The organism is Sphingobium yanoikuyae (assembly GCF_034424525.1).
Lineage (GTDB): Bacteria > Pseudomonadota > Alphaproteobacteria > Sphingomonadales > Sphingomonadaceae > Sphingobium > Sphingobium yanoikuyae.
Genome location: NZ_CP139979.1, coordinates 201,972 through 226,677, shown reverse-complemented (window position 1 = coordinate 226,677; position 24,706 = coordinate 201,972). Strand labels below are relative to the sequence as shown.

The following is a 24,706-nucleotide window of genomic DNA, read 5'->3' as shown; positions in this document are numbered from 1 at the left end:
GGAATGCACGGACGGATCTGGACCCTGGCGGCGGTCAGCACACTGGCGCTGGCGGGCGGCGCGTTGGCGCAGGGTGGCCCGCCGCAGGTGCAGCCCGTACAGGTCGATCCCGCCCGGCCCGACTGGGAAAATCCGGCAATCTTCGCAATCGGCAAGCTGCCCGCCCGCGCCACCGCCTTTCCGTTCGAGAGCCGGGACCGCGCGCTGGCCGGCCATCGCACCCAATCGGACCGCTTCCTGTCGCTGAACGGGGAATGGAAATTCGCCTTCTCGCCCGATGCCGACACATTGCCGGCCGGGTTCGAGCAGCCGGATTTCGACGTGTCGGGCTGGAAATCGATCAAGGTGCCGGCCGACTGGCAGGCGGAGGGCTATGACCAGGCCCGCTATAATAATATCACCTACCCCTTCCCCGCCAACCGGCCGCTGATCCCTCATGCGACCAATCCGGTGGGCTCCTATCGCCGCGACATCGATCTGCCGGCGGGCTGGACCGGGCAGGATGTCGTGCTGCATATCGGGGCGGCGGGCTCGGCTTATTATGTCTGGGTCAACGGCCAGAAAGTCGGCTACTCGGAGGACAGCAAGCTGCCGTCAGAATTCGACGTCACCCGCTTCGTCCGCCCCGGCCGCAACAGCATCGCCATCCAGATATTCCGCTGGTCGGACGGCTCCTATCTGGAGGATCAGGATTTCTGGCGCGTGTCGGGCATCGAGCGCGAGGTGTTCCTGATGGCCGCGCCCAGGACGCGCATCCGCGACTTCTTCGCCCATGCCGGCTTCGACAATAAGACGGGCGCCGGCAAGCTGGCGGTCGATGTCGCGGTGACGCCGGGGGCCGCGACCAGCGCCCGCTATGTCCTGATGGACGGCGATCGCACCGTGATCGAAGGCCGCCAGCCCGTTGCCGCAGGCCAGGCCGAACGCAGCGTGACACTGACCGGCCTGGTCGACAAGGTGAAGCCATGGACGGCCGAGACGCCCAATCTCTACATGCTGCTGGTCGAACTCTATGATGCGCAGGGGCGGATCATCCAGTCCAGCTATGCGCGGATCGGCTTCCGTACCGTGGCGATGCAGAATGGCGTCGTGACAGTGAACGACAAGCCGATCACCATTCGTGGCGTCAACCGCCACGAACATGATCCCGAAACCTTCCACGTCATCTCGCTGGAATCGATGGAGCGCGACATCCAGCTGATGAAGCGCAACAATATTAATGCGATCCGTACGTCGCACTATCCCAATGATCCGCGCCTCTACGAGCTTGCCGACCGCTATGGCCTCTATGTCATGGACGAGGCGAATATCGAGAGCCACGCCTATATGGACTATGCCAACAAGCATGGCGAACGGCGCGCCGAATTCCAGATCGGCTTCGACCCGGCCTGGAAGGATGCCCATGTCAGCCGCGTAGCCAACATGGTGGAGCGCGACAAGAACCATCCCTCGATCATATTCTGGTCGCTGGGCAATGAAGCCGGGATCGGCCCCAATTTCGCCGCCGCCGCAGCCGCCGCCAAGGCGCGCGATCCCGATCGGCTGATCAGCTATCTGGGCTGGGGCACATGGGACGGGATCGGCGATCACCGCCCCAATGACTATGCCGACATCTATGCACCCATGTATGATCCGGTCGCCAAGCTGGTCGACTATGCCACCAACTGGAATTTCCGGCAGCCGATGATCCAGTGCGAATATGCCCATATGATGGGCAATTCGGGTGGCAATCTGAAGGATTATTGGGACGCGATCTACGCCCATCCCGACAAGTTGCAGGGCGGCTTCATCTGGGACTGGGTCGACCAGTCCATGTATCGCTACACCAAGGATGGGCGGCGCTATTGGGGCGATGGTGGCGAATATGGCCCCAATCCGGGTGGCGACATCGAATTTGGCGACGGCCTGCTCCAGTCCGACCGCACTCCCAATCCCGCCCTCTACGAACTGCGCAAAGTCTACGCACCGATCCAGTTCGACGGCTTCGATCCGGCGAGCGGCCGCCTGACCGTCCGCAACCGGCATGATTTCATCGACCTGTCGGGCTTCAGCTTCGACTGGGCACTGCTGGAGGATGGCGTGGAGGTTGCGCGTGGGTCGCTCGCCGCGCCCAATGTTCCCGCCCATGGGGCGGCTGCAATGACGCTGCCGATCGCAACCATGCCGCGCCGGGCCGGGTCGGAATATTTCGTGACGATCAGCGCCCGAGCCAAAGCCGGCTCAATCCCCGCCGTGGAAGCTAATGCGCTGGTCGGGTGGGAACAGTTTGCCCTGCAACAGGACACACCTGCCCTGCCCGCCGCCGCCAGCGGCTCCGTTGCTATCAGCGACAAGGGCGGCGCGATCAGCCTCAACGCCGGTGACGCAGCACTGGTGATCGACCGGGCGAGCGGCCTGGTCCGTTCCTACAGCAAGGGCGGCCGGATACTGGCACAGGGTGGCTCGCCGCATTTCTGGCGCGCGGTAACCGACAATGACATCGGCATCGGCACCGACAAGCAATTCGCAATCTGGAAGGGGATGAGCGAGCAGCGCAAGGTCAGCGCGATCCGCCTGACGCCCCAGACCGACGGCAACCGCGCCGTCGAGGTCGACTATCAACTGGGCGATGGCGCTGCCAGCTTCACCAGTATCTACCACATGGCCGGCGACGGTTCGGTGACCGTGTCCGGCAGCTTCACCCCCGTCAAACCCGACCTGCCGCCCCCCTTCCGCATCGGCCTCGCCTTCAGCCTGCCGGCCGATCTCGATATGGTCGAATGGTATGGCCGCGGCCCGCATGAAAGCTATGTCGATCGCAGGACATCGGCGCCGATCGGCCTGTGGCGCGGCGCACTGGCGGCCCAGAATCACGACTATATCCGACCGCAGGAGACCGGCAATAAGGTCGATGTCCGCTGGATGGAACTGTCAGGAGGCAACGCAGGCCTGCGCGTGCAGGGCGAGCGGCCGATGATGATGAACGCCCTCGCCTTCCCCTATGCCGATCTCGACCGGTACAAGCCGGGCACCTGGAAATCGTCGGACATCCGGCCGCGCGACCAGGGCACGCTGCTGATCGACGCGGCGCAATGGGGCGTGGGCGGCGACACCCAGTGGAGCGAGTTCGGCAAGCCCATGGCCGCCTATCGCACCACCAGCGCACCGACGCGCTTCAGCTTCCGCCTGAGCCCCTTCGCCGGCACGGGCACCACGCCCGGCAAGGCGAAGCCGGCGCGCGCAACAGGGGTTGAGTGAGAGAGGCGGTCAGGGGCGCTGGCACGACAAAGCCCGCGTGATCTGCGCGGGCTTCTAATGCGCGTGTGGTGTGTTGGCTGTTGGGGTAGGAATTGGCCCCATGACCGTCAGGTTATGAGCCTGACGAGGCTAGCGGACATAACAGAGTCAACGCGATGAATTTAGTCGACATTTTTTAGAATGACTGGCCCTTTTTACAGCCCGTTTTACACTGACTGTCGTTCTCCTCATCCGGTACCCGACTCCGCAGATAAACTTCTCATATTATCTGAAATCGTTCGGGCCAGCACCAACGAGAGTCTCGGGGTAATGGCGCAGGTCGTGTCCCACGGGGTGGTGTAGGAACCGTCGATCCGCAGTAGGATCAGGTTCGGGTCAGGCAGCCAGAGCTGGCAGGCTGACAATGGGGTTATGGCTTACCGAGCCGAGGGTTTCCAGCGTCATGTAACGGCGTGACACCGCCCACTCATCATTCTGTTCCAGCATGAGTGCTCCGACGAGGCGGACGACGGCGGCGTCATTCGGAAAGATGCCGATGACATCGGCCCTTCGCTTGATCTCCTTGTTCACCCTTTCCAGCGGGTTGGTCGACGCGATCTGCGCCCAGTGCTCCTTCGGGAAGGTCATGTAGGCAAGCACGTCCTCGCGCGATCCGGCCATCATGTCGGCCAGCTTCGGGAACTTCTCGCGCAGGGCATCGGCGACCTGTTCCCATTGCTGGTGAGCCGCTTCAGCCGTTTCCTGCGCAAAGATCGTCTTGATCATGGCGATGACTGCCGGTCGCTGCTTGGGCGCGGCATGTGCCAGCGCATTGCGCATCCAGTGGACCCGGCAGCGTTGCTGGCTCGCGGCGAACACCTTGCTGGCGGCGGCGCGCAACCCCTTGTGGTCGTCCGCGATGACCAGCTTTACCCCGCGAAGTCCCCGGTCGGCGAGCGAGCGCAGGAAGGCTTTCCAGAAGGGTTCCGCTTCTGAAGGGCCGGTGGCAACGCCCAGAACCTCGCGCCGACCATCGGTGTTGACGCCGACGGCGATTATCGCCGCCGTCGAGACGATCCGCCCGCCCTCGCGGACCTTGAGGTAGGTGGCGTCGATCCACAGGTAGGGCCACTCGCCCTCGATCGGCCGCTGCAGGAAGGCGTTCACCCGTTCGTCGATCTCGGCCACCAGACGGCTCACCTGGCTCTTCGAGACGCCGCTGGCGCCCATCGCCTTGACCAGATCGTCGACCGAGCGAGTCGAGACACCGTGGACGTAGGCTTCCTGGATCACCGCCGCCAACGCCTTCTCAGCCGTGCGGCGTGGCTCAAGGAAGCTCGGGAAGTAACTGCCCTTCCTGAGCTTGGGGATCGCCAGCTCGATCCGGCCGGCCCGAGTGTCCCAGCCCCGTTCGCGATAGCCGTTGCGGTGGTTGAGCCGCGCCGGGCTGCGACTGCCCGCAGCCGCACCCGTTCTGGCCTCAATCTCCAGATCCATCATGCGCTCGGCGGCAAATGCCAGCATATCGCGCACCAAATCGCTGTCTGCCCCTTGCTCAATCAGCTCAACAAGGGCCATTCTGTCGTCGGTCATCGTCTTCTTCTCCAGGTTCGAGTTCGCATCCGAACCCTACCAGAAGATCGACGGTGGCCACCCTCTCAGAGAAACCTTCCTACACCACCCCGTGGGACACGACCATGGCGCACAGCCTATTGAGTGCGACATTCCGAGATCCGCGCTCAACCGACCGTAGAAAAACGGATCTAGGCGGGCCTTTCAGGCGAACCCTTCTTGCGTAAAGCCATGCTCTTCTCGGATGCGCTAGATAGTTTGGCCGACCGTGATGGCAGGTGTTTGTGACACAACATCGAAATGAGGTCTAAGCGACCGCCCATCCCCGGCCCAAAGGAATGGCTTATAAATATCATTGGCCCACCCCATCAGTGCCGATGGAGTGGGCATATAGCGTATCGAGTTGCATGGCGCATTGGCTTCGCCAAATCCCTTGCCCATTCCAGACAGCTCCGGCGATTGGGCGTTCGGGCTCATCGGACGGTCAGCACATGCGTCCCTCCCGGCTGCTGGGTAAAGCCAAGCTGCCTGTCCAGGAAGCGCCCGATCACATCGATTGCCGTCAGGCTGTGCTGGCTCGGCTTGACGGTCGTGAAGCTGCCTCCACCGGCAAGTGCGAAGGGAAGCAGCAACTGGTCGGCCAGATAGGGACCGACAAAGGCATTGGACTCCAGGAACCCCGACATTCGCCCGACCGCCTTCTTGGACACACGCTCGGCTGTTACGCCCAGTTGGCCGAAGCCACTGACGATCTCGGTTCCATGCTCGAACTGCACCTCAAGCAACAGGATGTTGCCTGGCCCCTGATCCTCCGGCAGTTCGCGCACGCAGGCTTCCCGCTCCGACCAACCCAGATCCCGACGCACGATATTGATCTCGCGCTCCGCAATCTCGAACGGCAGGCCGGCAAACAGTGCCTGACCACTGACGCCGATGAGCGATCCCCGCTCCAGGCAATTGATCGGCCGCAACGGCGCCGGGCTGATGTCGACCTCGATCCGCCCTCCCCCACGCGGGTAGAAGCCATGACGGATGAGCCGCGCTTCAACCTTCGGCCCCATGCGATTGATGACTGGCAGGAAGCATTTCGCGATGAAGTCGAATGGCGGCGCCAGCATGTTGTGCGTGCCGCCCTCCAACACCAATCTTGATGGCGCATCGGCGAGCAGCAACGGCATCAACACCGTCTGCAGGACAAGCCCTGTCGATCCGGCCGTGCCGACGGCGAAGCGATACTCGCCGGGCACGACGCGTCCCGGCGTGAAGCTGAGTGCAGACGAACCGACATTGAGCCCCTCGCATTCGGCATTGCCGATGACGCGCGCGGCTTCCACCGCGGTGACATGCTGACGCATGAGCCCTGGTTTGGACCGCTTGGCGCGGACATTCTCGATCCGGACGGCTTTGCCGGTGACGAGCGAAAGCGCACACGCATTGCGCACGACCTGCCCGCCGCCTTCGCCTTCCGATCCATCAATGATGATCACAATCTTCTTCCATAGTTATAGTTGATGCTGGGCATCCACCAGAACATCCACGCTAGAGCTTTGTGGCTGCGGGAGGTGGGGATACCAAAGTCACCAAGCCCAATTTCAACTTCCGCAAAGGCAGCAGTTAACGCCCTGAGCCGATGCATGCCGACGGTCATCACCAAAGCCCCATCAGCCGGTTCCAGGAGGAGGTCCGGAAAGTCCGGGCGGTACTCGAGCCTGAGCTTTTCGAAACGTCCCTCTGTCCTGAACTTATAATTGGGCACGGACAGGATCGCCTCGGTCACTGGTGAGAGTTTGATGGTCCGGTGGCAGGCACCGCCGCCATGCATCCGATCAAGCAGATTTCTGATTGATCGGCAGCCCGCCGGATCTCCCGTGAAGTGCCAACCTGCCCACCCCTTTCTGGCGTTAGGATAGCGCCAGACGAAGAGCCGCCCCTCTTGGTGCCAGTCATTGACGTCATTGGACATGACACATTCCTCTGGAAGTGTACGCCAAAGGCTCAGCCTTTGACGCACACCACCTGTTTCAGCGTATGGACGATCTCCACCAGATCGGCCTGGGCGGCCATCACGGCTTCGATCGGCTTGTAAGCCTTGGGCGTCTCGTCGATGACGCTCTCGTCCTTGCGGCATTCGACGCCCGCCGTGTCGGTGATATGCTCATCGAGCGTCACCAGCTTCTTCGCCTGGGTACGGGACATCACGCGCCCCGCGCCATGGCTGCAACTCTCGAACGATTCTGCATTGCCGAGACCACGCACGATGAAGGATTTCGCGCCCATCGAGCCGGGAATGATGCCCATCGTGCCCTTCGCCGCGCGCACCGCGCCCTTGCGGGTCACGAGCACATTCTGGCCGAAATGATTCTCCCGCGTCACATAGTTGTGATGGCAGTTTACCGCTTCCAGCTCGGCGTCGAAAGGTTTGGCGATCTGGCCGCGCAGCGCCCGGATCACATTGGTCATCATCATCCGCCGGTTCAGCGCCGCGAAGTCCTGCGCCCACTCGACCGCCTCGACATAGTCGTCGAAATGGTCGGTCCCTTCGGGGAAATAGGCCAGATCCTCGTCGGGCAGGTTGATGAACCACTTGCGCATGTCCTGCTTGGCCAGTTCGATGAAGAAGGTGCCGATCGCATTCCCCACGCCGCGCGAACCCGAATGAAGCATGATCCACACGCGCTGCTCGGTATCGAGGCACAGCTCGATGAAGTGGTTGCCCGTCCCCAGCGTGCCCAGATGGGTAAGCTGGTTCGTGTTCTTGAAGCGCGGATATTTCGCCGTGATCCGGTCGAACCGCTCCACGAGCGTCGCCCAGGCGTCCACGATCTCGACCGGCGGGGCACCCCATGAGCCATGATCGCGCTGGCCGCGACCGACCGAACGGCCATGCGGGACCGCCTGCTCGATGGCCGATCGGATGCCCTCCAGATTGTCCGGAAGATCGCTCGCCATCAGCGAGGTGCGCGCTGCCATCATGCCGCAGCCGATGTCCACGCCCACAGCCGCCGGGATCACCGCGCCCTTGGTCGGGATCACCGAGCCTACCGTGGCGCCGATGCCGACATGCACATCCGGCATGGCCGCCACATGCTTGAAGACGAAGGGCATCTGCGCCGCCTTGCGCAGCTGCTCATGCGCCTTCTCGTCGACCGGCACGCCGCGCGTCCACAGCTTGATCGGCTTGCCGCCCTCGACATGCTGAACATCGAAATTACTCAACTGGGTCATTACGACCTCCTCATTCGCTCTGGGCGTCCGGCTTCCACCTCAGCCACATCTGGTCAGGGCGGCAGGATTTGAACCTGCGGGCTCCTGCTCAAGCATCCTGCCTTTTGGGCAGGCGCTCTGCGCAGACTGAGCTGCGCCCTGTTAATTTCCGGTCCTTGGGGCGGCCGGCCCATTCCGGCCGCCCCGGTTCCGCATGCCGACCGAGTAATCCGCCTCGGCCAACGCATATCCAGATAGCAGGAGGTGTGCCAATCTGCGGATTGGGGCGAATGAAAATCATATACTATTGATATATAGCAATTTATTTTTATAGATCGCGATTCACATCGCTTGGCGGAGATCAATTTTCCTATCGCATAGGATATACTTTTATCCTATTATATAATAATGAAACCGCTGACCGTGATCGGATTCCTGGGCTCCACGCTCGATGCGAGCAAATTCGGGCCTTCGCGCTGGAACAAGTGGCGGCCGACGGTCGCGCTCACGATGCATGAAGATTTGCGGGTCGATCGACTGGTGCTGCTCCACGGCACCGCTCACCGGCGTCTGGCCGAACATGTTGCGGAGGATATCGCCTCGGTCTCACCGGAGACCCAGGTCGACATGCGCGTGCTCGACTTCCGCGATCCGTGGGATTTCGAGGAGGTCTATGGCAAGCTGCTCGACTTCGCGCGAGCCGAGCCGTTCGATCCGGACGAGCAGGACTACCTCCTACACATCACCACCGGCACGCACGTCGCGCAGATCTGTCTCTTCCTGCTGACCGAGGCGCGCTATTTGCCGGGGCGCCTGCTCCAGACCCAGCCCGCCAAGCGCGCCGAAGATGGCGGAGCGCCCGGCCGCTGGAGCATCATCGATCTCGACCTATCGCGCTACGACAGCATCGCCACCCGCTTTGCTGTCGCGAGCGCGGAAAGCACGTCCTTCCTCAAGTCCGGGATCGACACGCGCAACGCCGCCTTCAACCGCATGATCGACGAGATCGAGCAGGTCGCGTTGCGGTCCCGTGCGCCCGTGTTGCTCATGGGGCCGACTGGCGCAGGCAAGAGCCAACTCGCACGGCGCATCTACGAGCTGAAAAAGGCCAAGCATCAAATCGCCGGATCGTTCGTGGAGGTGAATTGCGCGACACTCAAGGGCGACAGCGCCATGCCGGCATTGTTCGGCCACCGAAAGGGCGCCTTCACCGGTGCGGTCGCCGACCGGCCGGGCCTGCTCCGTTCCGCCGACAAGGGCATGCTGTTCCTCGACGAGATTGGCGAACTTGGCCTCGACGAGCAGGCTATGATCCTGCGCGCGATCGAGGACAAGCGCTTCCTTCCTGTCGGTGCAGACAAGGAGGTCGCGTCGGATTTCCAGCTGATCGCCGGCACCAACCGCGATCTGGGCGAAGCAGTGGCAGCCGGTGCGTTTCGCGACGATCTGTACGCGCGTCTCAACCTCTGGACTTTCCGCTTGCCGGGCCTCGCTGACCGGCGAGAGGATATCGAGCCCAATCTCGACTATGAACTCGATCGGTTCGCCGAGCGCGAAGGCGATCAGGCCAGCTTCAACAAGGAAGCGCGCCAGCGCTATCTGACTTTTGCGATATCCGGAGAGGCAAGCTGGCCGGGCAACTTCCGTGATCTCGCCGCCAGCATCACCCGCATGGCCACACTCAGCCCCAAGGGGCGGATCGATGTGGACTGCGTCGACAAGGAAATCGAGCGGCTGCGGCGGCTATGGTCAGGTCAGGCTGACAACGCCGCAGACATTCTGTCCGAGATATTGAGCGACGAGCAGATGGCCGAACTCGACCTGTTCGATCGCGTCCAACTCGCCGAGACGATCAGGATATGCCGCGCCAGCCGCTCGCTTTCGCAAGCAGGGCGAACTCTTTTCAACGCCTCGCGCATGCGCCGCAGCAGCTCGAATGATGCAGATCGCCTGCGAAAATATCTGGCACGGTTCGACTTGGAATGGTCGGTGGTGAACGACTTAATGTGATCGCCCCTATTCGGTCGTTCAAGCTTCTGATTGTCGTCCCTATTTACTGACGAACCGGTGCTGGCCTTTTACAGCGCTCAATGCAACAAATTGCTAATCAATCTCATTTGCGTTAACCGGTGCCAGAACCAGCCGGAGACAATCGTGAGCAGCGCAGTCGCCCCCTCTGCGATCGGCCAGCTATATGCCGACCATCATCATTGGCTGGTGCGGTGGCTGGTCGCCCGGACGCGATGCCCGCATTGGGCGTCCGATGTGTCGCAGGAAACCTTCTGCCGCCTGATCGAAAAAGGCATACCCTCGCCGTTGCGCGATGCGCGATCCTATCTCACCGTGGTCGCGCGGCGATTGCTCGTCGACGATATAAGGCGGCGCGAGCTGGAGCAGGCGCTGGTCGATGCGGCCGCCATGCTGGGCGGACAGGTGGACGAACTGACGCCCGACCGGATCGTCGAAGCCGTGCAGATGCTCGAAGGGCTGATGGCGCTGCTCACGCCGCTGCCCGCCGACGTGCGCGAAGCCTTCCTGCTGCGCCGGGTCGATGGCCTTGGCCATGCCGAGATCGCCGCGCGCCTGGGCATCAGCGACCGGACCGTCAAACGCCATGTCGCACGCGCCTATGCGCTCTGTTACACATTGGCGTTCGACGATTGAGCATGGCCGCCAGCGCCGCCCCAACGCCCGCGATGGTCAGCCGCGCCGCGCAATGGGCGGCGGAACTGGATGGCGACAATATATCCCCGGCGCAGCGCGCAGCCTGCGAATCCTGGTGCGCGCAGGACGTGCGGCACCGGCTGGCGTTCGACCGGATGCGCGCGCTCGACCAGCGTTTTGCCGATCTCGCACCGACCGAGCGGACCGCCTTGTCGAACACGGCCCGGCGCTCCGCCACATCGCGGCGCATGGGCACCGGTTTCGCCACGTTCTTGCTGATGGCCGGGACCGCCTGGCTCGCCAGCCACAGCCTGTCGGTGCGGCAATATTTTCCCGACCTGCGTACTGCGCCCGGCGACATTCGCGAAGTGGCGCTGGCGGACGGCTCGACGCTGCATGTCGATACCAACAGTGCTGTGTCGCGCAGCCTGACCGGGGAGGAACGGCGGGTCAGCCTGTTCCGCGGGCGCCTGATGGCGCAGGTCGCGCGCGATCCGGCCCGGCCCTTCATCGTCGAAACGGCCGACGGCACCGCAACGGCGCTGGGCACGCGCTTCAGCGTTGCGCGCGATGCTGACGGCACGACCGTCACCGTGATCGAATCGCGCGTGCGCGCCTGCACCACCGCGCTGGTCCGGCAGTCGTGCGTCGATCTGCGCGCCGGCGACCGCGTCCGCCTGTCGGACGGGGCGATAGAGCGGCTCCCCGCCGTTGACGTCGAACGTGCATCGGCCTGGAGCAAGGGCTGGCTGGAGGCCGACGACATGCCCCTGACCGAGGCGCTGGCGGAGCTCACCCGGTATCGCGATCGCCCGATCCGCTTTGATCCGGCGGCCCTTCGCGACATGCGCATTACCGGCAGTTACCCGCTGCGCGATAGCGACCGGGCGCTGGCCGCGATCGCCGAAACGAGCGGCTTGTGGATCAACCAATCAGGCGGCAACAGCATCATCACGCGCGATCCATGATTTTTTGCTGGGCCGCTGTCCCTTTTTGCCGCCCGCGTCCGTCCCCGTTGCGACCATCTCATACACGGGGGATTTATGACCATCATCCACGCTTCATCCCTGCGCGCATTGGCCCTGTGCCTCGCCGCCGGACAGGCCCTGCCGCTAACGGCCCAGGCACAGGCGGCCGCCACGCAGCAGTTCGACATCGCCGCCGGGCCTCTGGGCGCAGCGATCGCCCGCCTTGGTCGGCAGGCGGGCATCGTGGTGGCGGTCGATCCCGCGCTGGTACGCAACAAACAGTCGAAGGGGCTGCGCGGCGCCTATGCCACGGAGCAGGCGCTCGGCCGGTTGCTCGCGCCCGCCGGTCTGCGGGCGCAGTCGGATGGCCGGGGCGGCTATCGCGTGATCAGCGATCCGGCGACCCCTGCTGTTCCGCGCGCCAGCTATCAGGCGACATCGCTTGGCTACGCCCCCTCCTCTGCCACCGCCCCCGTCCCGCTCGACGATGGCGAGGCCGAGGCCAGCATCACCGTTGTCGGCGCTTTGACCGACGTGGAGATCGACGAGAAGCAGATCGAATTTCGCCAGGTCAACAACCTGTCAGACCTGTTCCGGCAGGTGCCCTCCGTCACGGTCGGCGGATCGCTCGGCATCGCGCAGAAAATCTATGTGCGCGGTCTGGAAGACAGCATGCTCAATGTGACGGTCGACAGCGCCCCGCAGCGCGGCACATTGTTCCACCATATTGGCCGCGTCTCGATCGAACCGGAACTGCTCAAGACGGTCGATGTGAAGGCCGGCGCGGGCGAGGCAACGTCGGGTTTCGGCGCGATCGGCGGGGCGATCCGGTTCCAGACCCGCGACGCCGACGACCTGCTGCTCCCCGGCCAGAGTCTGGGCGGCATGGCCAAGGCGGGCTGGTTTTCCAATGACGGCTATAAGCTGAGCGGCACACTCTACGCCAAGCTGGTTGGCGATGTCGGCATCATCGGATCCTACACCTATGTCGACCGCGACAATATGGAGGATGGCGCGGGCAACGAGCTTTACGGCACGGCCGCGACGCAGAATCTGGGCTTCGTCAAGGTCGGTGGCGATCTGGGCGGCGGGCACCGTTTTTCGTTGAGCTATGAGCAGCGCAACGAGAAGGCGTCCTTTGGCCAGCGCCCCAACTGGCCCGTGCTGGCTGGTGACCCACTGTTCCCAGCCAAGGGCAAGCGCCAGACCGCAACGCTCAACTATGGCTATTCACCCGCCGACGGCATCGATCTGGAGGCAACCGGCTATTGGACCCGCTCGCGATTCATCCAGGACCGGTACGATCGGTGGGGCCTCTATGGCGCGACCATCCGTTCGGCCGGTTTCGACACACGCGCGCGCTTCCGCCAGGCCGGTCATGATTTGATCGTCGGCGCGGAATATCGCGACGACAAGGTCAGCAGCGAATATCTGGAAGATGTCAGCGTTTGGGGGGATTGGGCGTGGGATGCGTCGGTCGGCCAGTTCGAGGAAAAGGGCAGTGTGTTCGCCCTTTATGCGCAGGATCACTGGAAGATCATCGATCCGCTGACGCTCAGCTATGGCCTGCGCTACGACGCCTATGATCTGACCCAGGTCACCTATCGCGACGGCACCGCCAGCGAAGGCGTCAGCTGGAACGCGGGCCTGCGCTACGAGATCCTCGACGGACTGGCGCTCAGCGGCAGCTTTGCCGAGGCGTTTCGCGGCAAGGAGATTGGCGACGCCTTCACGCTGGAGCGCCGCCCCGGCCGTATCTCGCTGCAACCGGACCTGCGCCCCGAACGGGTCGACAATATCGAGGCGGGCGCCTCCTTCGAACGAGGCGGCCTAAAATTGTCGGCGGTCTGGTACGATATGCGGATCAAGGACGTGATCCTCGACCAGATTGGCAATGGCCCCTTCCCCCAGGCGCCCAATTATCATGAGAATGTCGGGAAGTTCAAAGCCAAGGGGGTGGAACTGCGCGCCGGATATGCCTCCGGCCCCTTCTCCATCGAGGCCTACTTCAATCATTATCGCTCGCGGCTCAACGGCGACCTGATCGAGGGCTATGAGCATATCGGCCTTGGCACCTCGGTCGGCGACAATTGGAACGTGACCGCCGGCTACAAGCCCTCGCCGTCGCTGGGCTTCGAAGTCAGCGTCACCCATTATAACGACCTCAATGATATCGAAGTGCTGCAGCGCAATGTCGAGATCGGCTGGGCGGACACTACCCAGTTCGTCGACAAGCCCGGCTATACGGTGGTTGACATGTTCGGCCGCTGGCAGCCCTTCGGCACTGAGCGGCTGACCCTGTTCGCGGGGGTATAATCTGTTCGACGTCAATTATCGCGCCCATGCCAGCGTCGCCGATTACACCGCCATTCCCGATTTCGAGGGCGTGGTCGGCGTGCGCGAACCGGGGCGCGACATTCGTCTGACGGCATCCGTGCGCTTCTGACGATGCGCGGCGCGCGCCGGGTGCTTCGGCTCTGGCATCGATGCTTCGGCATCGGTGCCGGGCTATGGCTGTTGCTGCTGGCGGTGACCGGCTGCGCCATCACCTTCTATGATGAGCTCGACCGCTGGCTGAACCCGGACTGGCGCCATATCGCGCAGCCCTGGACCGACGCGCCGCAGCTGGATGCCGCCCTGGCCAACGCCGCCCGGCGCCTGCCTGCGTTCACGCCGCGACTCATCGACCTGCCGGACGCGCCATCGCACAGTATCTTGATCGTAGGCAGCCTGGCGCGACCGGGCGAAGGTCCGCGACCGGCCCAGCTTTTCGCCGATCCGCGCAACGGCCATGTCCTTGGCTGGCGGGAAGGCGGCAGGCTGGCCTTCGACCGGCACCATGTCATGGACACCCTTTATGCGCTGCACATGGACCTGATGCTCGGCGAAACAATGGCCTGGTTTCTGGGGCTGGTCGCGCTGGCATGGGTGCTCGATCATCTGCCCGCGATCATCCTTGCCATCCCGCGCCTCGGCAAATGGCGTACCGCCTTTCAGGTGCAGGGGCGCGGCTTCAACCTGCGCCGCCTGTTCGACCTGCACCGGGCGCCGGGCGTCTGGGCCTTCCCGATCACTTTGACACTGGCGATCACCGGCCTGTGCCTGAGCTGGCAGGAGGAGATGCGGTCATTGGTCAGCTTGGCCTCTCCGGTTTCGGAGCGGCTCCATTATAGTCTGCCGCCCATGTCCGGTGCTTCGCACGCCGTGCCTATCGACCCAATCCTGCAACAGATGGGCGTGCAAGGCCGGCGGATCGACATGATCCAGTTGCTCCCGCACCAGGGCCTATATGCCTTTCGCGCGCATGATCCGCGCGATCTCGACGGCATGGGGCGGCTTTGGCTCTATGTCCGTCAGCAGGATGGAAGAGCTGCCGGTGCAAGGCACGATAACGGTGTATCCGCTGGCGATCATTTCTTCGCCTGGCAATATCCGCTGCATTCCGGCAAGGCCTTTGGTCTGGCCGGCAGGATCGCCATATTTTGCGCCGGCATCGCCACGGTTCTAACCGCGATCACCGGCATTCTGCTTTTCATGTTTCGTGTCGATGGGCGTCGGCGAAGCAGAGAAAAAGGCTAACCAACTTCGACCCTTTGTCGCCGTTTGGAGGCCAATTTTCGATCTCTAGGTCCGCAAGGGCAGCCATACAATCTGCGCACTTGAAAGCAGATCGTAAGGAGACTCGCAGGTCTGATCCATCGAAAATATGATAGCTGCCCTTGCATTTCGGGTCAGCGGGAAAAATCGACGCTGGCACGACCAGTTTGGTCGTCGCGTTCTCTGTGGCCGCAGGACCACTCCAGCTTGAGGGTGAACAGCACGTCGGGCACCGCCAGCAGATAAGGTTCAGCAGCTTCATGGCCATCGGATCAAGCGCAATGAGAATGATCGTTGCTGGCGCCTGGAATATCGATCCTTCACATGCGGAATGCTGCGCAACTGTATATCGGCCGTTCGAACGTCAACAGCCGATAAGCGGATGCGACCAGATAGGATGGCAATCCGCACTAGCGTACAATATCATAGGTTTCGGTCAATTTAAGCGATGGCACCTCCTCCGAGATGTCGGCGGGATGCTTCACACCCCATGAAAAGACTGCATAGGTCTTCGACACGCTCGATTGGCGATGTGATTGGCTGACCATCAATGGTGAGGCAAGGTCGGGCCCGATAGTCAGCGAGGAACGGTGTCCCCTTGCCTGTGCCGTTATCGCTTCACGCCAGGCGATCCCCTGTTCCGGCTTTAGGTATATCGAGACGCCCTCGGCGATCATCAGCGCCGCGCGACCTTCATGCCAGGGCACATTGTCGATCCACCCGGCAACCGGTGTGCCGTCGCCAGCCAGCGACCGCACGTTGGCCAATGGCGGGACCTGGGCACGGCGCAGAGACACAACCTCGGGGAAGTCGATGTCTATCCAGTCGACGTTCCGACGTGATGTTCGGCCATCTCAGGGTTGTCCTTCTGCAAAATCTGACGGGTGCCCTTCGATCCGCCAGCTTTCCGAGCGAGCGCGCGCATTCCATAAGCTGCTGTAATGCCCGCCCGCCGCCATCAGCGCGTCGTGCGAGCCACTTTCGGCAATGCGACCTTCGCTGACGACGAGGATCTGGTCGGCGGCGCGGATGGTGCCGAGCTTGTGAGCCACGACGATCAGCGTCCTGTCCGCGACGAGGCTGGCGAGGGCCTGCTGTACCGTGCGTTCGTTAGTCGGGTCGATCGCGGCGGTCGCCTCGTCGAGCAGTGTCCGTCGTCGAAACATTTGGCACAGATGGGATCGTGGATTAGCGGAGAGCGGGCCTCGTCTGGGGCTTGATGTTAGGCGGCGAGCTTGCGGTGAAGCAAGCGGCGATGTTCGATGGTCTTTCGCTTGATGGTTTCGCGGCGCCTGATGATGGCGGGAGCCCTGCCGAAGTAGGCGTCTGCCGGGGTCACGTTGCTCAGGCTCTCGTGGTAGCGCTGGTGATTGTAGTGCTCCACGAACGCCTCGATCTGGGCCTCGAGGTCGCCGGGCAGGAAGTAATTCTCCAGCAGGATGCGGTTCTTCAAGGTCTGGTGCCAGCGCTCAATCTTGCCCTGAGTTTGCGGATGCAACGGGGCTCCGCGAACGTGGCTCATCTGCTGGGCCTCGATGTACTCGGCGAGTTCGCCCGCGATGTAGCCGGGGCCGTTGTCCGATAACAGCCGGGGCTTGTGCAGCACCGTGGCACTATCGCAACCCGAGGCCTTGAGAGCGAGGTCGAGCGTGTCGGTGACGTCCTCGGCGCGCATGTTGGTGCACAGCTTCCAGGCGATGATGTAGCGCGAATAGTCGTCGAGCACGGTCGAAAGGTACATCCAGCCCCACCCGATGATCTTGAAGTAGGTGAAGTCTGTCTGCCACATCTCGTTCGGCCGGGTGGTCTTCGTGTGGAACTGGTCGGCGGCCTTGATCACGGTATAGGCCGGACTGGTGATCAGGTCGTGCGCCTTCAACAGGCGGTAAACCGTGGCCTCCGACACGAAGTAGCGCTTCTCGTCGGTGAAGCGCACGGCCAGTTCGCGGGGGGAGAGTTCGGTCGCATCAAGCGCCATCTCGACGATCTGCTCGCGGACATCCTCGGAAATGCGGTTCCACACCCGGCCTGGCGCACAGGGGCGATCCTCCAGCGATTCGGGGCCGCCTTCGAGGAAGCGATCATACCAGCGGTAGAACGTCCGGCGGGGAATGCCGAGCTTATCCAGCGTGTGCTTGGCGGGCAGGTGCGACTGCTCGACGATCCTGATGATCTCCAGCTTTTCTGCGGCAGGGTACCTCATTCGTCGTCGCCCCCATCCGCGATCATGCTTTTTTTGAGCAGACGGTTTTCCAGCGTCAGATCGGCCACGCATTCCTTGAGGGCACGGGCTTCGCGGCGCAGGTCCTGAACCTCGCCCGTTGTCGCACTGCGGGCGGTGTCACCGGCAAGACGGCGCTTGCCGGCTTCCATGAACTCCTTCGACCAGGTGTAGTAGAGGCTCTGGGCAATGCCTTCACGCCGGCACAGTTCGGCGATGCTGTCCTCGCCGCGCAATCCGTCGAGCACGATGCGGATCTTGTCTTCGGCCGAGAAATGCCGCCGCGTCTGTCGGCGAATATCCTTCACCACGGCTTCGGCAGAGGCCTTCGTCGGCGATTTTCGCAAGGAGGGTTTGGGCTTCATCTGCGTTCCTTCGTCACTACGACGAAGCCCAAACCCTCCTTAAATCTCAACCCATAATCTGTGCCATGGGTGCTGACGCCGGACAATTGCGGCAAACAGTCGCGCCGCGCTGAAGCCAACGCCGTATGAATCGCCAACTGAAATCGAAGCATTGCCGGATTCAGTCCATCCTCCAAGCCTCAATGCCACGTCCCGCTCAACTCCCGCTTCACGAAGAGCGTCCCTAAAACTATGGCGAAAACTGTGATAACATATGCCGTCGGCTGCCGCTCCACAGGTAGTGAGGAAGCGGGAAAACCATCGTGACACTCTCCCGGAGTGCAGGCCAAAAGCGTCGATCACGATTTCCGGGAACAGGCGCTGGTCGCCAGCCTTATAAAGATTGCGCAAATAGGCCAGAATGCCAAGCCTAATGAGCATAGGATGGATCGGCACGATTCTGCGGCTCGCTGAAGTTTTGAGTCTTTTTCCTGCGGCGGGGTTCGCATGGAAATCGAAACACCAAACGCCATCAATCTGCCGCAAATCAGCCGTATGCAACTGGCATATTTCGTTGAGCCTTGCGCCGGAATAAAGCCCTATCAACGGTATCCAAAATCTACTGCGCCTCGGCAGATTGAGGCCGGAGAGCGCATATCCATTTTCATCATCTCGGCACCCTCGATAGAGGGGCGCATCAAAAATGACTTTCAGTTGAGCCGCAGAAAATGGCTTCCTCTTTTCAGCCGTTGAAGTTGGCACTGCGAGGCGCAAGCCGTTCGCGACGTTACGGGATACCCATTCCTCTCTGCATGCCCAGTTCAGGAGAGTGGAAAACTTGTTCATGTATTCATTGACGTTCGCCACCGACATTGGAGCAATGCCATGAGAAAGCGCGTGCCCTGCGGCTTCGCGCGGCGTGAGTGCCGGAAACCGCTTGTTTGCGTTCGAAGGTAGATTCTGGAGAACGGAGAGCAGATCGCGGCATGTGTCTCGCCCAATGTCCCTGACTGCTGTTTTTCCACCCAAAATTGCGGCAATCGTGGCGTAGGTCGTTCGATACACCGCCTGACTTTTCGGACTCCGGGATCGGGTCGGGTCAGTCATATAACCATCAATCGCCTGTTGGAGCGTCGGCCCGCCCACATTCGAAGCTATCGTCAGCTTCACTGTCTCTAGCTGAATCGTCGGCTCAGCCATCGGCACCTCGGGCTGGCCTTCGCTGATACGGGCACGATCGAAGTCAAGCTCAATCTCGAATGCCATCTTCCTCGCTGCCCGCAAGGCTTCTACGCGCGCTGCCGTCTTCAGTGACCGACTGAAATGCGTCTTGCCGAACAGTGTGACGAGATCGCCCGGCACCCGCACACGATATTGATAAACCGCGCCTCTTCGCCACAAGCCAGACGGCCTTTTGTGCGACACTGCTGTGTTACAGTTTCGCGGCTGTATTCTTCTTTGATTCGAGCAACTTAACCCCGTCTCGCGAACCCTGTTGTGCGACAGTCGTGTGCTACAGTTTGGGCGTGCCGATCCGGCAGACGGTTGTTTTCCAACGATTTTCCGGGAACTGGTGCGCTTACGGGACTCATATATCGTTTTTAAGCATTTGATATTGCATGAAACCTTCGTTCAGATCTCCAAAAATGCCCCCAATTCTGCCCCCAAATTTTCTATAAGCTGTTGAAGATGGGCGCGTTTGATTCCGAATTTGTGAATCAAATACGATTACTCCGACAACATCTTCCTCATAATTTGTTCGCGATCAGCTGTACCAGATCGGCGCATCTGGCCGATAGGCGAACGTCCGGATCGGAGCCGGGTCACGGGGATAGTTAACAGTCGTGCGGAGTCGGCGGCCGAGCAATTCCCGTCATTGCGAGCGTAGCGAAGCACCCCATCTCGCGCCGGTGGATTGCTTCGCTACGCTCGCAATGACGATGTTGGGCATTGACGGCTAACGACCAGAATACGTCTTTCGCCTGTCGGGTTCGCGAAGAAAGCTTCTGTCAAAACCTGCCGCTCGATCGGCCTGAAACCGTTTGACAGCAACGCGATCCTAATGCCCTCATCTAAACACAACGCCCCCACTCTGAACCGCTATCGTGTCCGCATGGGCCCCTGCGCGGATTGGCACGCAAGCGTCGCAAACGACAGGCGCTGATCAGACGGGGAACGCAATCATGGGCGATGTGGTTTGTCGAGACAAGGAGAGCTGCATGCCCAAACGCATCCTCATCACCGGTGCCAGTGTCGCCGGCAACACTATCGCTGCGGTGCTTTCCGGTCACGATTACGAGGTGGTAGTGGTCGAGCGGTCCAAGGCGTTTCGTGATGGTGGGCAAAATATTGATGTACGCGGCATCGGGCGCGAGGTGCTTCGCCGGCTAGGCCTGGAGGCGGGTGCGCTTGATCACGGCACCGGCGAGGAAGGCACGGTCTGGGTCAACGAGGACGGCAGCGAGGCAGCGCGTTTCGCAGTGGACAAGAACGGAAACGATGGTCCGACTGCGGAGATGGAGATCTTGCGCGGCGATTTGGCGCGTCTCCTGTATAACGCTGCGAAGGATCGAGCATCCTATCGGTTTGGCGACGACATCAAGGCGGTCGATGACACGCCGGATGGCGCCAGAGTCACTTTCTCCAGTGGCAAAACTGAGACCTTCGACGCGGTGATCGTCGCAGAGGGCGTCGGCTCCTCGACACGCGAACTGGTCTTCAAGGGCGAAAACGATCCGCGATGGATGGATATGACCATCGCCTATTTCACTATTCCGCGATCGGATGACGACGATCGGATGTGGCGCTGGTTCAACGCGCCGGGCAAGCGTAGCGTCTCGCTCCGCCCCGACCAGCACGGCACCACCCGTGCGATGCTGTCGCTCTCAAAGGAAGCCGAGGGCGAGCAGGACTGGGATGTCGAGCGTCAGAAGGCCTTCCTGCACGAGCGCTTTGCCGATGCTGGTTGGAAGACGCCGCGCATCCTCGCGGCCATGGATGGCACCGACGACTTTTATTTGGACGTGCTCCGGCAGGTGCGGTTGCCGCGCTGGTCGTTGGGTCGCGTAGTCCTGACCGGCGACGCCGCCTGGTGTGCCACGCCGCTCGCAGGGATCGGCACCACCCTGGCGGTCACTGGCGCCTATGTGCTGGCGCAGGAGCTCATCCGAAATACCGATATCGATGAAGCGTTTCAGGCCTATGAGGACCAGATGCGGCCTATGGTCAAGGACGGCCAAGGTGTGCCCAAGATAGCGCCCCGGCTCATGCATCCCAAGAGCCAGCTCGGCATCAGCCTGCTCCACGGCGTGCTCGGCGTCGCCAGTTCGGACCTCGTCCGCAATCTCAGCGCCAAAATTTTCAGCGGACCGGGCAAGGAAGTCGATCTGTCCCGCTACGAATGAGGCGGGCTTGGGAACGTCGCCCCGCCGCTACTCAAGGGGCGCACCGTCACCGTCATCACCAAGCATGGGAACGTCAACGGTGAGTTTCACGCCTCCGGGCGCATAGTCGATCACGGCCTTTCCGCCCGTTTCACGCGCGAGCACGCGCTCGATCAGCGTCGTGCCGAAGCCGGTGCGATCCGGCGCTGACACCGGCGGCCCTCCGGTCTCGGCCCAGTTCAGGCGCAAGCTCCTGCGACCGGCTTCGGTGCCGATTTCCCATCCGATCTGGACCGAGCCCCCCTCCACCGACAACGCGCCATATTTCGCAGCGTTAGTCGCCATCTCGTGCATTCCGAGCGCCAGCGAAGTCGCGATCCTCGGAGGAAGTTGGACATTCGGCCCTGCAAGCCAGAACTGCAGCCCATCATCTGCTCCGAACGGCGCCAGCGTCCGCCCCAGGAGATCGCGAAGCGACGCGCCTTCCCAGCTCTGCTGGACGAGCAAGTCATTGGCGGCCGCCATCGCGAACACGCGCGCCTGCAGCGCTTCCCCCGCCTCCTCGAGTGAGGTTGCCCGACGCAGAGTCTGCGAGATAACCGCCTGGATCATTGCGAGGCTGTTCTTCACCCGGTGGCTGAGTTCACCGGCGAGGAGCGCGCGATGTTCCTCCGCGCGCTTGCGATCGGTGATGTCCTGCGACACGCCGACCATCGATAGCGGCGTACCATCGGCGCGGTAGTTGGCTTGCCCCCTGATCTGCACCCAACGTTCCTCGCCGCCAGGTGTCAGCAGACGATATTCGACGTCGAGCAGCGTGCCCTTCGCGATCGCAGTCGTGACCGCCTGGTCGCGCATCGCACGGTCGTCGGGATGCACCGCTTCCATCAGGTCTTCGTAGGTGAATGGCTCGTCGACGGGCCTGCCGAAATTCTCCTTACACCCTTCCGATGCGATCATGCGCTGCGACTGGATGTCGAGGCTCCACGATCCCATCTGCCCGGCCTTAAGGGCGAAGCGCAGCCGCTGTTCGCTCGCGATCAGCTCGGCATCGCGCCGCGCGACCTCAGATTCCAGATCGACGCGCTCGCGTTCGAGCCGTGACAGGCGCTCCCGCTCCAGCGTCACATCGAATTGCGATGCAAAGAAATAGGAAAGTTGGCCTTCGCCGTCGAAGACCGGTGACACCAGCACCCGATTCCAGAAGGTTGTGCCGTCCTTCTTGTAGTTGAGCAGGTCCAGCTCGATCAGCGTTTTGGCGGCGATCGCGTCGCGCAGCCGCGCGACATCGTTCCGGTCGGTGTCCGGGCCTTGGAGAAACCGGCAATTGCGGCCGATGATCTCCTGATGAGCGTAGCCGGTAAGTCGCGAAAAAGCTTCGTTAACGAAGACGATCGGATTGTCGGCCTGGTTCGGATCGGTGATGAGCATCGGCATCCGCGTGGCGCGAACCGCCGAGGAAAATGGGTCGGGACCACTTCCTTTCCGGGCAAGCTCGAAAAGAATGCGAGCGTCTTCGTCAGTATCTTTCAAGGATCGTTCCAGCCATGACACCAATTTTCCCGCAATTGGCCGAGGAGGTATAGGCGGAACGAAGTGTGAACGCTATTCCCTTTCGCTCGGTGGAGGAGATCGCGGACCTTCGCAATTACGCGCATTGAATGTGTGAGCTAACGCAGTCTCCAAGAAGGTGCGCTAGAGACGAGATGCGTCAGGCGCTGGATTGGCCGGGAGTGTGATGCCGAGGCGGGCTTGCAGGCCATTTGTCATCGACGATCGAGTCTAGCAGGTCGAAATCCTGCATCGACAAGGATAGCCGCAACTCCTCGCAGTCGAACTGGACGGCGTCGGCTGGTACGGCGCGCAGCGTCTCCTTCACACCACCGACGCCGCCGCTCGACACGACCACATAACTGACCGTGCCGGTCCCGCATTCGAGCAGGGCTTCGACCGATTTGCCGATATGCCGTCCTTCGCGCGATAGCACGCGCATGCCGGCAAAGCCGGTGGCAGTGAACAGGGTTGGCGAACCCGAACGTCGGCTCGCCGTCTGCGCCGCCTTGCCGCCATCTTCATAGACGCGCTGGCGACCAAGCCAGCGCCAGATTCCGACGCCGTTGACGAGCGTAAGGAAGGCGTTGGTACCGACGAGGTTGGTCTGGCCGCTCGATAGACCAACGATCGACCAGCCGACAGACCCGATCGTAAAGACCACGAAACCCCATCCGGTGATCCGTGCACCGAGATTGGCGGCGGTCATCATCGCGGCGATCATGGTGGCGGCGGGGGCCACCCCCCCAGCCAGGTCAGCGATCATTGGGGCTCCTCCACATCGAAGCGAGTTTGACCTCGATTGCTATGCGGCCACGTCCTTCGCCTTGGCGCTTAGCCGCTCGTGCAGGAAGGCGAGCACGACAGCCTCTTCCGGGCGCAGGTGCGCAAGATCCCCGCGCAGTTCCTTGGACGCCTCGTCGCGTGCCTCCAGCACCAACGCGTCGCTGAGGTAACTTTCGAACACTTCGGGATGGATATAGCATTTACGGCAGACTGTCGGGGTGTTGCCGAGTCGTGCCGAGACCGCTTCGATAGCCTCGCGGACGTTGCGCTTGGCTGCTGCGGCACTATCGACCTTCTCATATTCGGAAAGCGCGATGGCGGCGAGGACGGTGCCGCTCCACGTCCGGAAATCCTTGGCGGTGATGGCCGTGCCCGAGATTTCCTTGAGATAGGCGTTGATGTCGCCCGAACTGACCTCGCGCTGAGCGCCATCTTCATCAAGATATTGGAACAGATGCTGGCCTGGCAGGTCCTGGCTCGCCTTGACGATCCGGGCGATACGGCGATCGCGGATGCTGAGCCGCCACTGCTTGCCGCTCTTGCCCTTGAAGTTGAAGCGCAGCTCAGCACCTTCGACCGCGACGTGCCGGTCCTTGAGCGTCGTCAGGCCGTAACTCTTGTTCTGCTTCGCATAATCGGCATTGCCGACGCGGATCATGGTTGTTTCCAGCAGGCGAACGATCGTCGCGAGCACTTTCTCGCGCGGCAGACCGCGCAGGCCCAAATGCTCGTCGATTTTGGCGCGAATCGCCGGCAGCGCCTTTGCGAATTCGAGCATATGCTCGTACTTCGTGCCGTCACGCACTTCGCGAAATCGCGCATGATAGCGATACTGCTTCCGCCCCTTGGCATCCCGGCCGGTCGCCTGAATATGCCCGTCCTCGCCAGCGCAGATCCACACATCGGTATAAGCGGGCGGGATGGCAAGCTTGCGGATGCGATCAAGCGTGTTGCGATCGCGCAACGGCTTTCCGCCCTGGTCGACGTAGCGGAAGCTCTTACCATGCCTAAGCCTCGTGATGCCCGGTTCGTTGTCGTTGACATAGGTCAGCCCGGCGCTCTCGGCGGCCTCTTGCGGGTGGACAACGGAGCCGCTTTCGCTGTCGGCTATGATCGGTTGTGATGCCATCACCGCAAAATCTCAAATGGCGGCAGGTAGTTCCCCCACGACAATTTTAGGCTTCTGGTGCTTTTGCGTCG

General features: G+C 62.0%; 18 protein-coding genes and 1 pseudogene. 7 read left to right on the top strand and 12 right to left on the bottom strand.

The features are described from left to right. Positions 1 to 3: 3 nt before the first annotated feature. A complete protein-coding gene (locus U0025_RS01095) occupies positions 4 to 3,237 on the top strand; it encodes a glycoside hydrolase family 2 TIM barrel-domain containing protein (protein ID WP_004210622.1) in 3,234 nt (1,077 codons plus the stop codon). 375 nt (positions 3,238 to 3,612) lie between these two features. Here U0025_RS01095 and U0025_RS01090 read toward each other — a convergent pair whose 3' ends face one another. From U0025_RS01090 to U0025_RS01070, 5 genes and pseudogenes are all read right to left on the bottom strand, one after another. Further along, the gene (locus U0025_RS01090) at positions 3,613 to 4,809 is read right to left on the bottom strand and encodes an IS256 family transposase (RefSeq protein ID WP_004207098.1); all 1,197 of its coding nucleotides are present in this window, start codon (positions 4,807 to 4,809) and stop codon (positions 3,613 to 3,615) included. Between the two features lie 452 nt (positions 4,810 to 5,261). Further along, on the bottom strand, positions 5,262 to 6,275 hold the full coding sequence (rtcA, locus tag U0025_RS01085) for an RNA 3'-terminal phosphate cyclase (protein ID WP_004210620.1): 1,014 nt from the start codon (positions 6,273 to 6,275) through the stop codon (positions 5,262 to 5,264). After that, on the bottom strand, positions 6,272 to 6,751 hold the full coding sequence (locus tag U0025_RS01080; RefSeq protein ID WP_004210618.1) for a hypothetical protein: 480 nt from the start codon (positions 6,749 to 6,751) through the stop codon (positions 6,272 to 6,274). Before U0025_RS01080 ends, rtcA begins: the two co-directional genes overlap by 4 nt. A 32-nt stretch (positions 6,752 to 6,783) precedes the next feature. Then, on the bottom strand, positions 6,784 to 8,013 hold the full coding sequence (locus U0025_RS01075) for an RtcB family protein (RefSeq protein WP_004210617.1): 1,230 nt from the start codon (positions 8,011 to 8,013) through the stop codon (positions 6,784 to 6,786). Positions 8,014 to 8,063: 50 nt separating this feature from the next. After that, positions 8,064 to 8,154 (bottom strand): annotated as a pseudogene (locus U0025_RS01070). Positions 8,155 to 8,400: 246 nt separating this feature from the next. On the opposite strand from U0025_RS01070, the gene rtcR reads away from it, so the two are divergent. From rtcR to U0025_RS01045, 5 genes are all read left to right on the top strand, one after another. Beyond that, positions 8,401 to 10,002: an RNA repair transcriptional activator RtcR gene (gene rtcR, locus U0025_RS01065; RefSeq protein ID WP_004210616.1), complete on the top strand. Its 1,602-nt coding sequence runs from the start codon at positions 8,401 to 8,403 to the stop codon at positions 10,000 to 10,002. A 144-nt stretch (positions 10,003 to 10,146) separates the two neighbouring features. Continuing rightward, entirely contained in the window at positions 10,147 to 10,656 is a 510-nt protein-coding gene (locus U0025_RS01060) for a sigma-70 family RNA polymerase sigma factor (RefSeq protein WP_004210615.1), read from the top strand. A 2-nt stretch (positions 10,657 to 10,658) separates the two neighbouring features. Beyond that, the gene (locus tag U0025_RS01055) at positions 10,659 to 11,624 is read left to right on the top strand and encodes a FecR family protein (protein ID WP_004210614.1); all 966 of its coding nucleotides are present in this window, start codon (positions 10,659 to 10,661) and stop codon (positions 11,622 to 11,624) included. Between the two features lie 75 nt (positions 11,625 to 11,699). Beyond that, positions 11,700 to 13,940, top strand: a complete 2,241-nt coding sequence (locus U0025_RS01050) for a TonB-dependent receptor (protein WP_004210613.1) — start codon at positions 11,700 to 11,702, stop codon at positions 13,938 to 13,940. A gap of 132 nt (positions 13,941 to 14,072) precedes the next feature. Further along, complete coding sequence (locus tag U0025_RS01045; protein ID WP_004210610.1) at positions 14,073 to 15,203, top strand: PepSY-associated TM helix domain-containing protein; 1,131 nt, start codon at positions 14,073 to 14,075, stop codon at positions 15,201 to 15,203. 428 nt (positions 15,204 to 15,631) lie between these two features. Here U0025_RS01045 and U0025_RS01040 read toward each other — a convergent pair whose 3' ends face one another. The 4 genes from U0025_RS01040 to U0025_RS01025 all read right to left on the bottom strand — a co-directional run bounded on the left by U0025_RS01040 (position 15,632) and on the right by U0025_RS01025 (position 19,211). Then, entirely contained in the window at positions 15,632 to 15,988 is a 357-nt protein-coding gene (locus U0025_RS01040; RefSeq protein WP_037490997.1) for a hypothetical protein, read from the bottom strand. A gap of 87 nt (positions 15,989 to 16,075) precedes the next feature. Continuing rightward, positions 16,076 to 16,387, bottom strand: coding sequence for a hypothetical protein (locus tag U0025_RS01035; protein ID WP_004210601.1), 312 nt, complete (start codon positions 16,385 to 16,387; stop codon positions 16,076 to 16,078). Between the two features lie 56 nt (positions 16,388 to 16,443). Then, positions 16,444 to 17,807, bottom strand: a protein-coding gene (locus U0025_RS01030; RefSeq protein ID WP_139278864.1) for an IS3 family transposase whose coding sequence is annotated in 2 segments (ribosomal slippage) — positions 16,444 to 17,457 and positions 17,460 to 17,807 — 1,362 coding nt in all. Because the reading frame shifts where the segments join, the coding sequence is not laid out codon by codon here. A gap of 39 nt (positions 17,808 to 17,846) precedes the next feature. After that, complete coding sequence (locus U0025_RS01025) at positions 17,847 to 19,211, bottom strand: site-specific integrase (RefSeq protein WP_306452548.1); 1,365 nt, start codon at positions 19,209 to 19,211, stop codon at positions 17,847 to 17,849. Positions 19,212 to 20,005: 794 nt separating this feature from the next. Here U0025_RS01025 and U0025_RS01020 point away from each other — a divergent pair. Continuing rightward, positions 20,006 to 21,190 (top strand): FAD-dependent monooxygenase, encoded by a 1,185-nt coding sequence (locus tag U0025_RS01020; protein WP_004210596.1) that lies wholly within the window; start codon positions 20,006 to 20,008, stop codon positions 21,188 to 21,190. Between the two features lie 27 nt (positions 21,191 to 21,217). On the opposite strand, the gene U0025_RS01015 is transcribed toward U0025_RS01020, so the two are convergent. The 3 genes from U0025_RS01015 to U0025_RS01005 form a co-directional block, all read right to left on the bottom strand. Further along, on the bottom strand, positions 21,218 to 22,702 hold the full coding sequence (locus tag U0025_RS01015) for a PAS domain-containing protein (RefSeq protein WP_051156903.1): 1,485 nt from the start codon (positions 22,700 to 22,702) through the stop codon (positions 21,218 to 21,220). A 178-nt stretch (positions 22,703 to 22,880) separates the two neighbouring features. Next, entirely contained in the window at positions 22,881 to 23,486 is a 606-nt protein-coding gene (locus U0025_RS01010; protein ID WP_004210591.1) for a PRC-barrel domain-containing protein, read from the bottom strand. A 39-nt stretch (positions 23,487 to 23,525) separates the two neighbouring features. After that, a complete protein-coding gene (locus tag U0025_RS01005) occupies positions 23,526 to 24,635 on the bottom strand; it encodes a DNA topoisomerase IB (RefSeq protein WP_004210590.1) in 1,110 nt (369 codons plus the stop codon). Positions 24,636 to 24,706 lie beyond the last annotated feature (71 nt).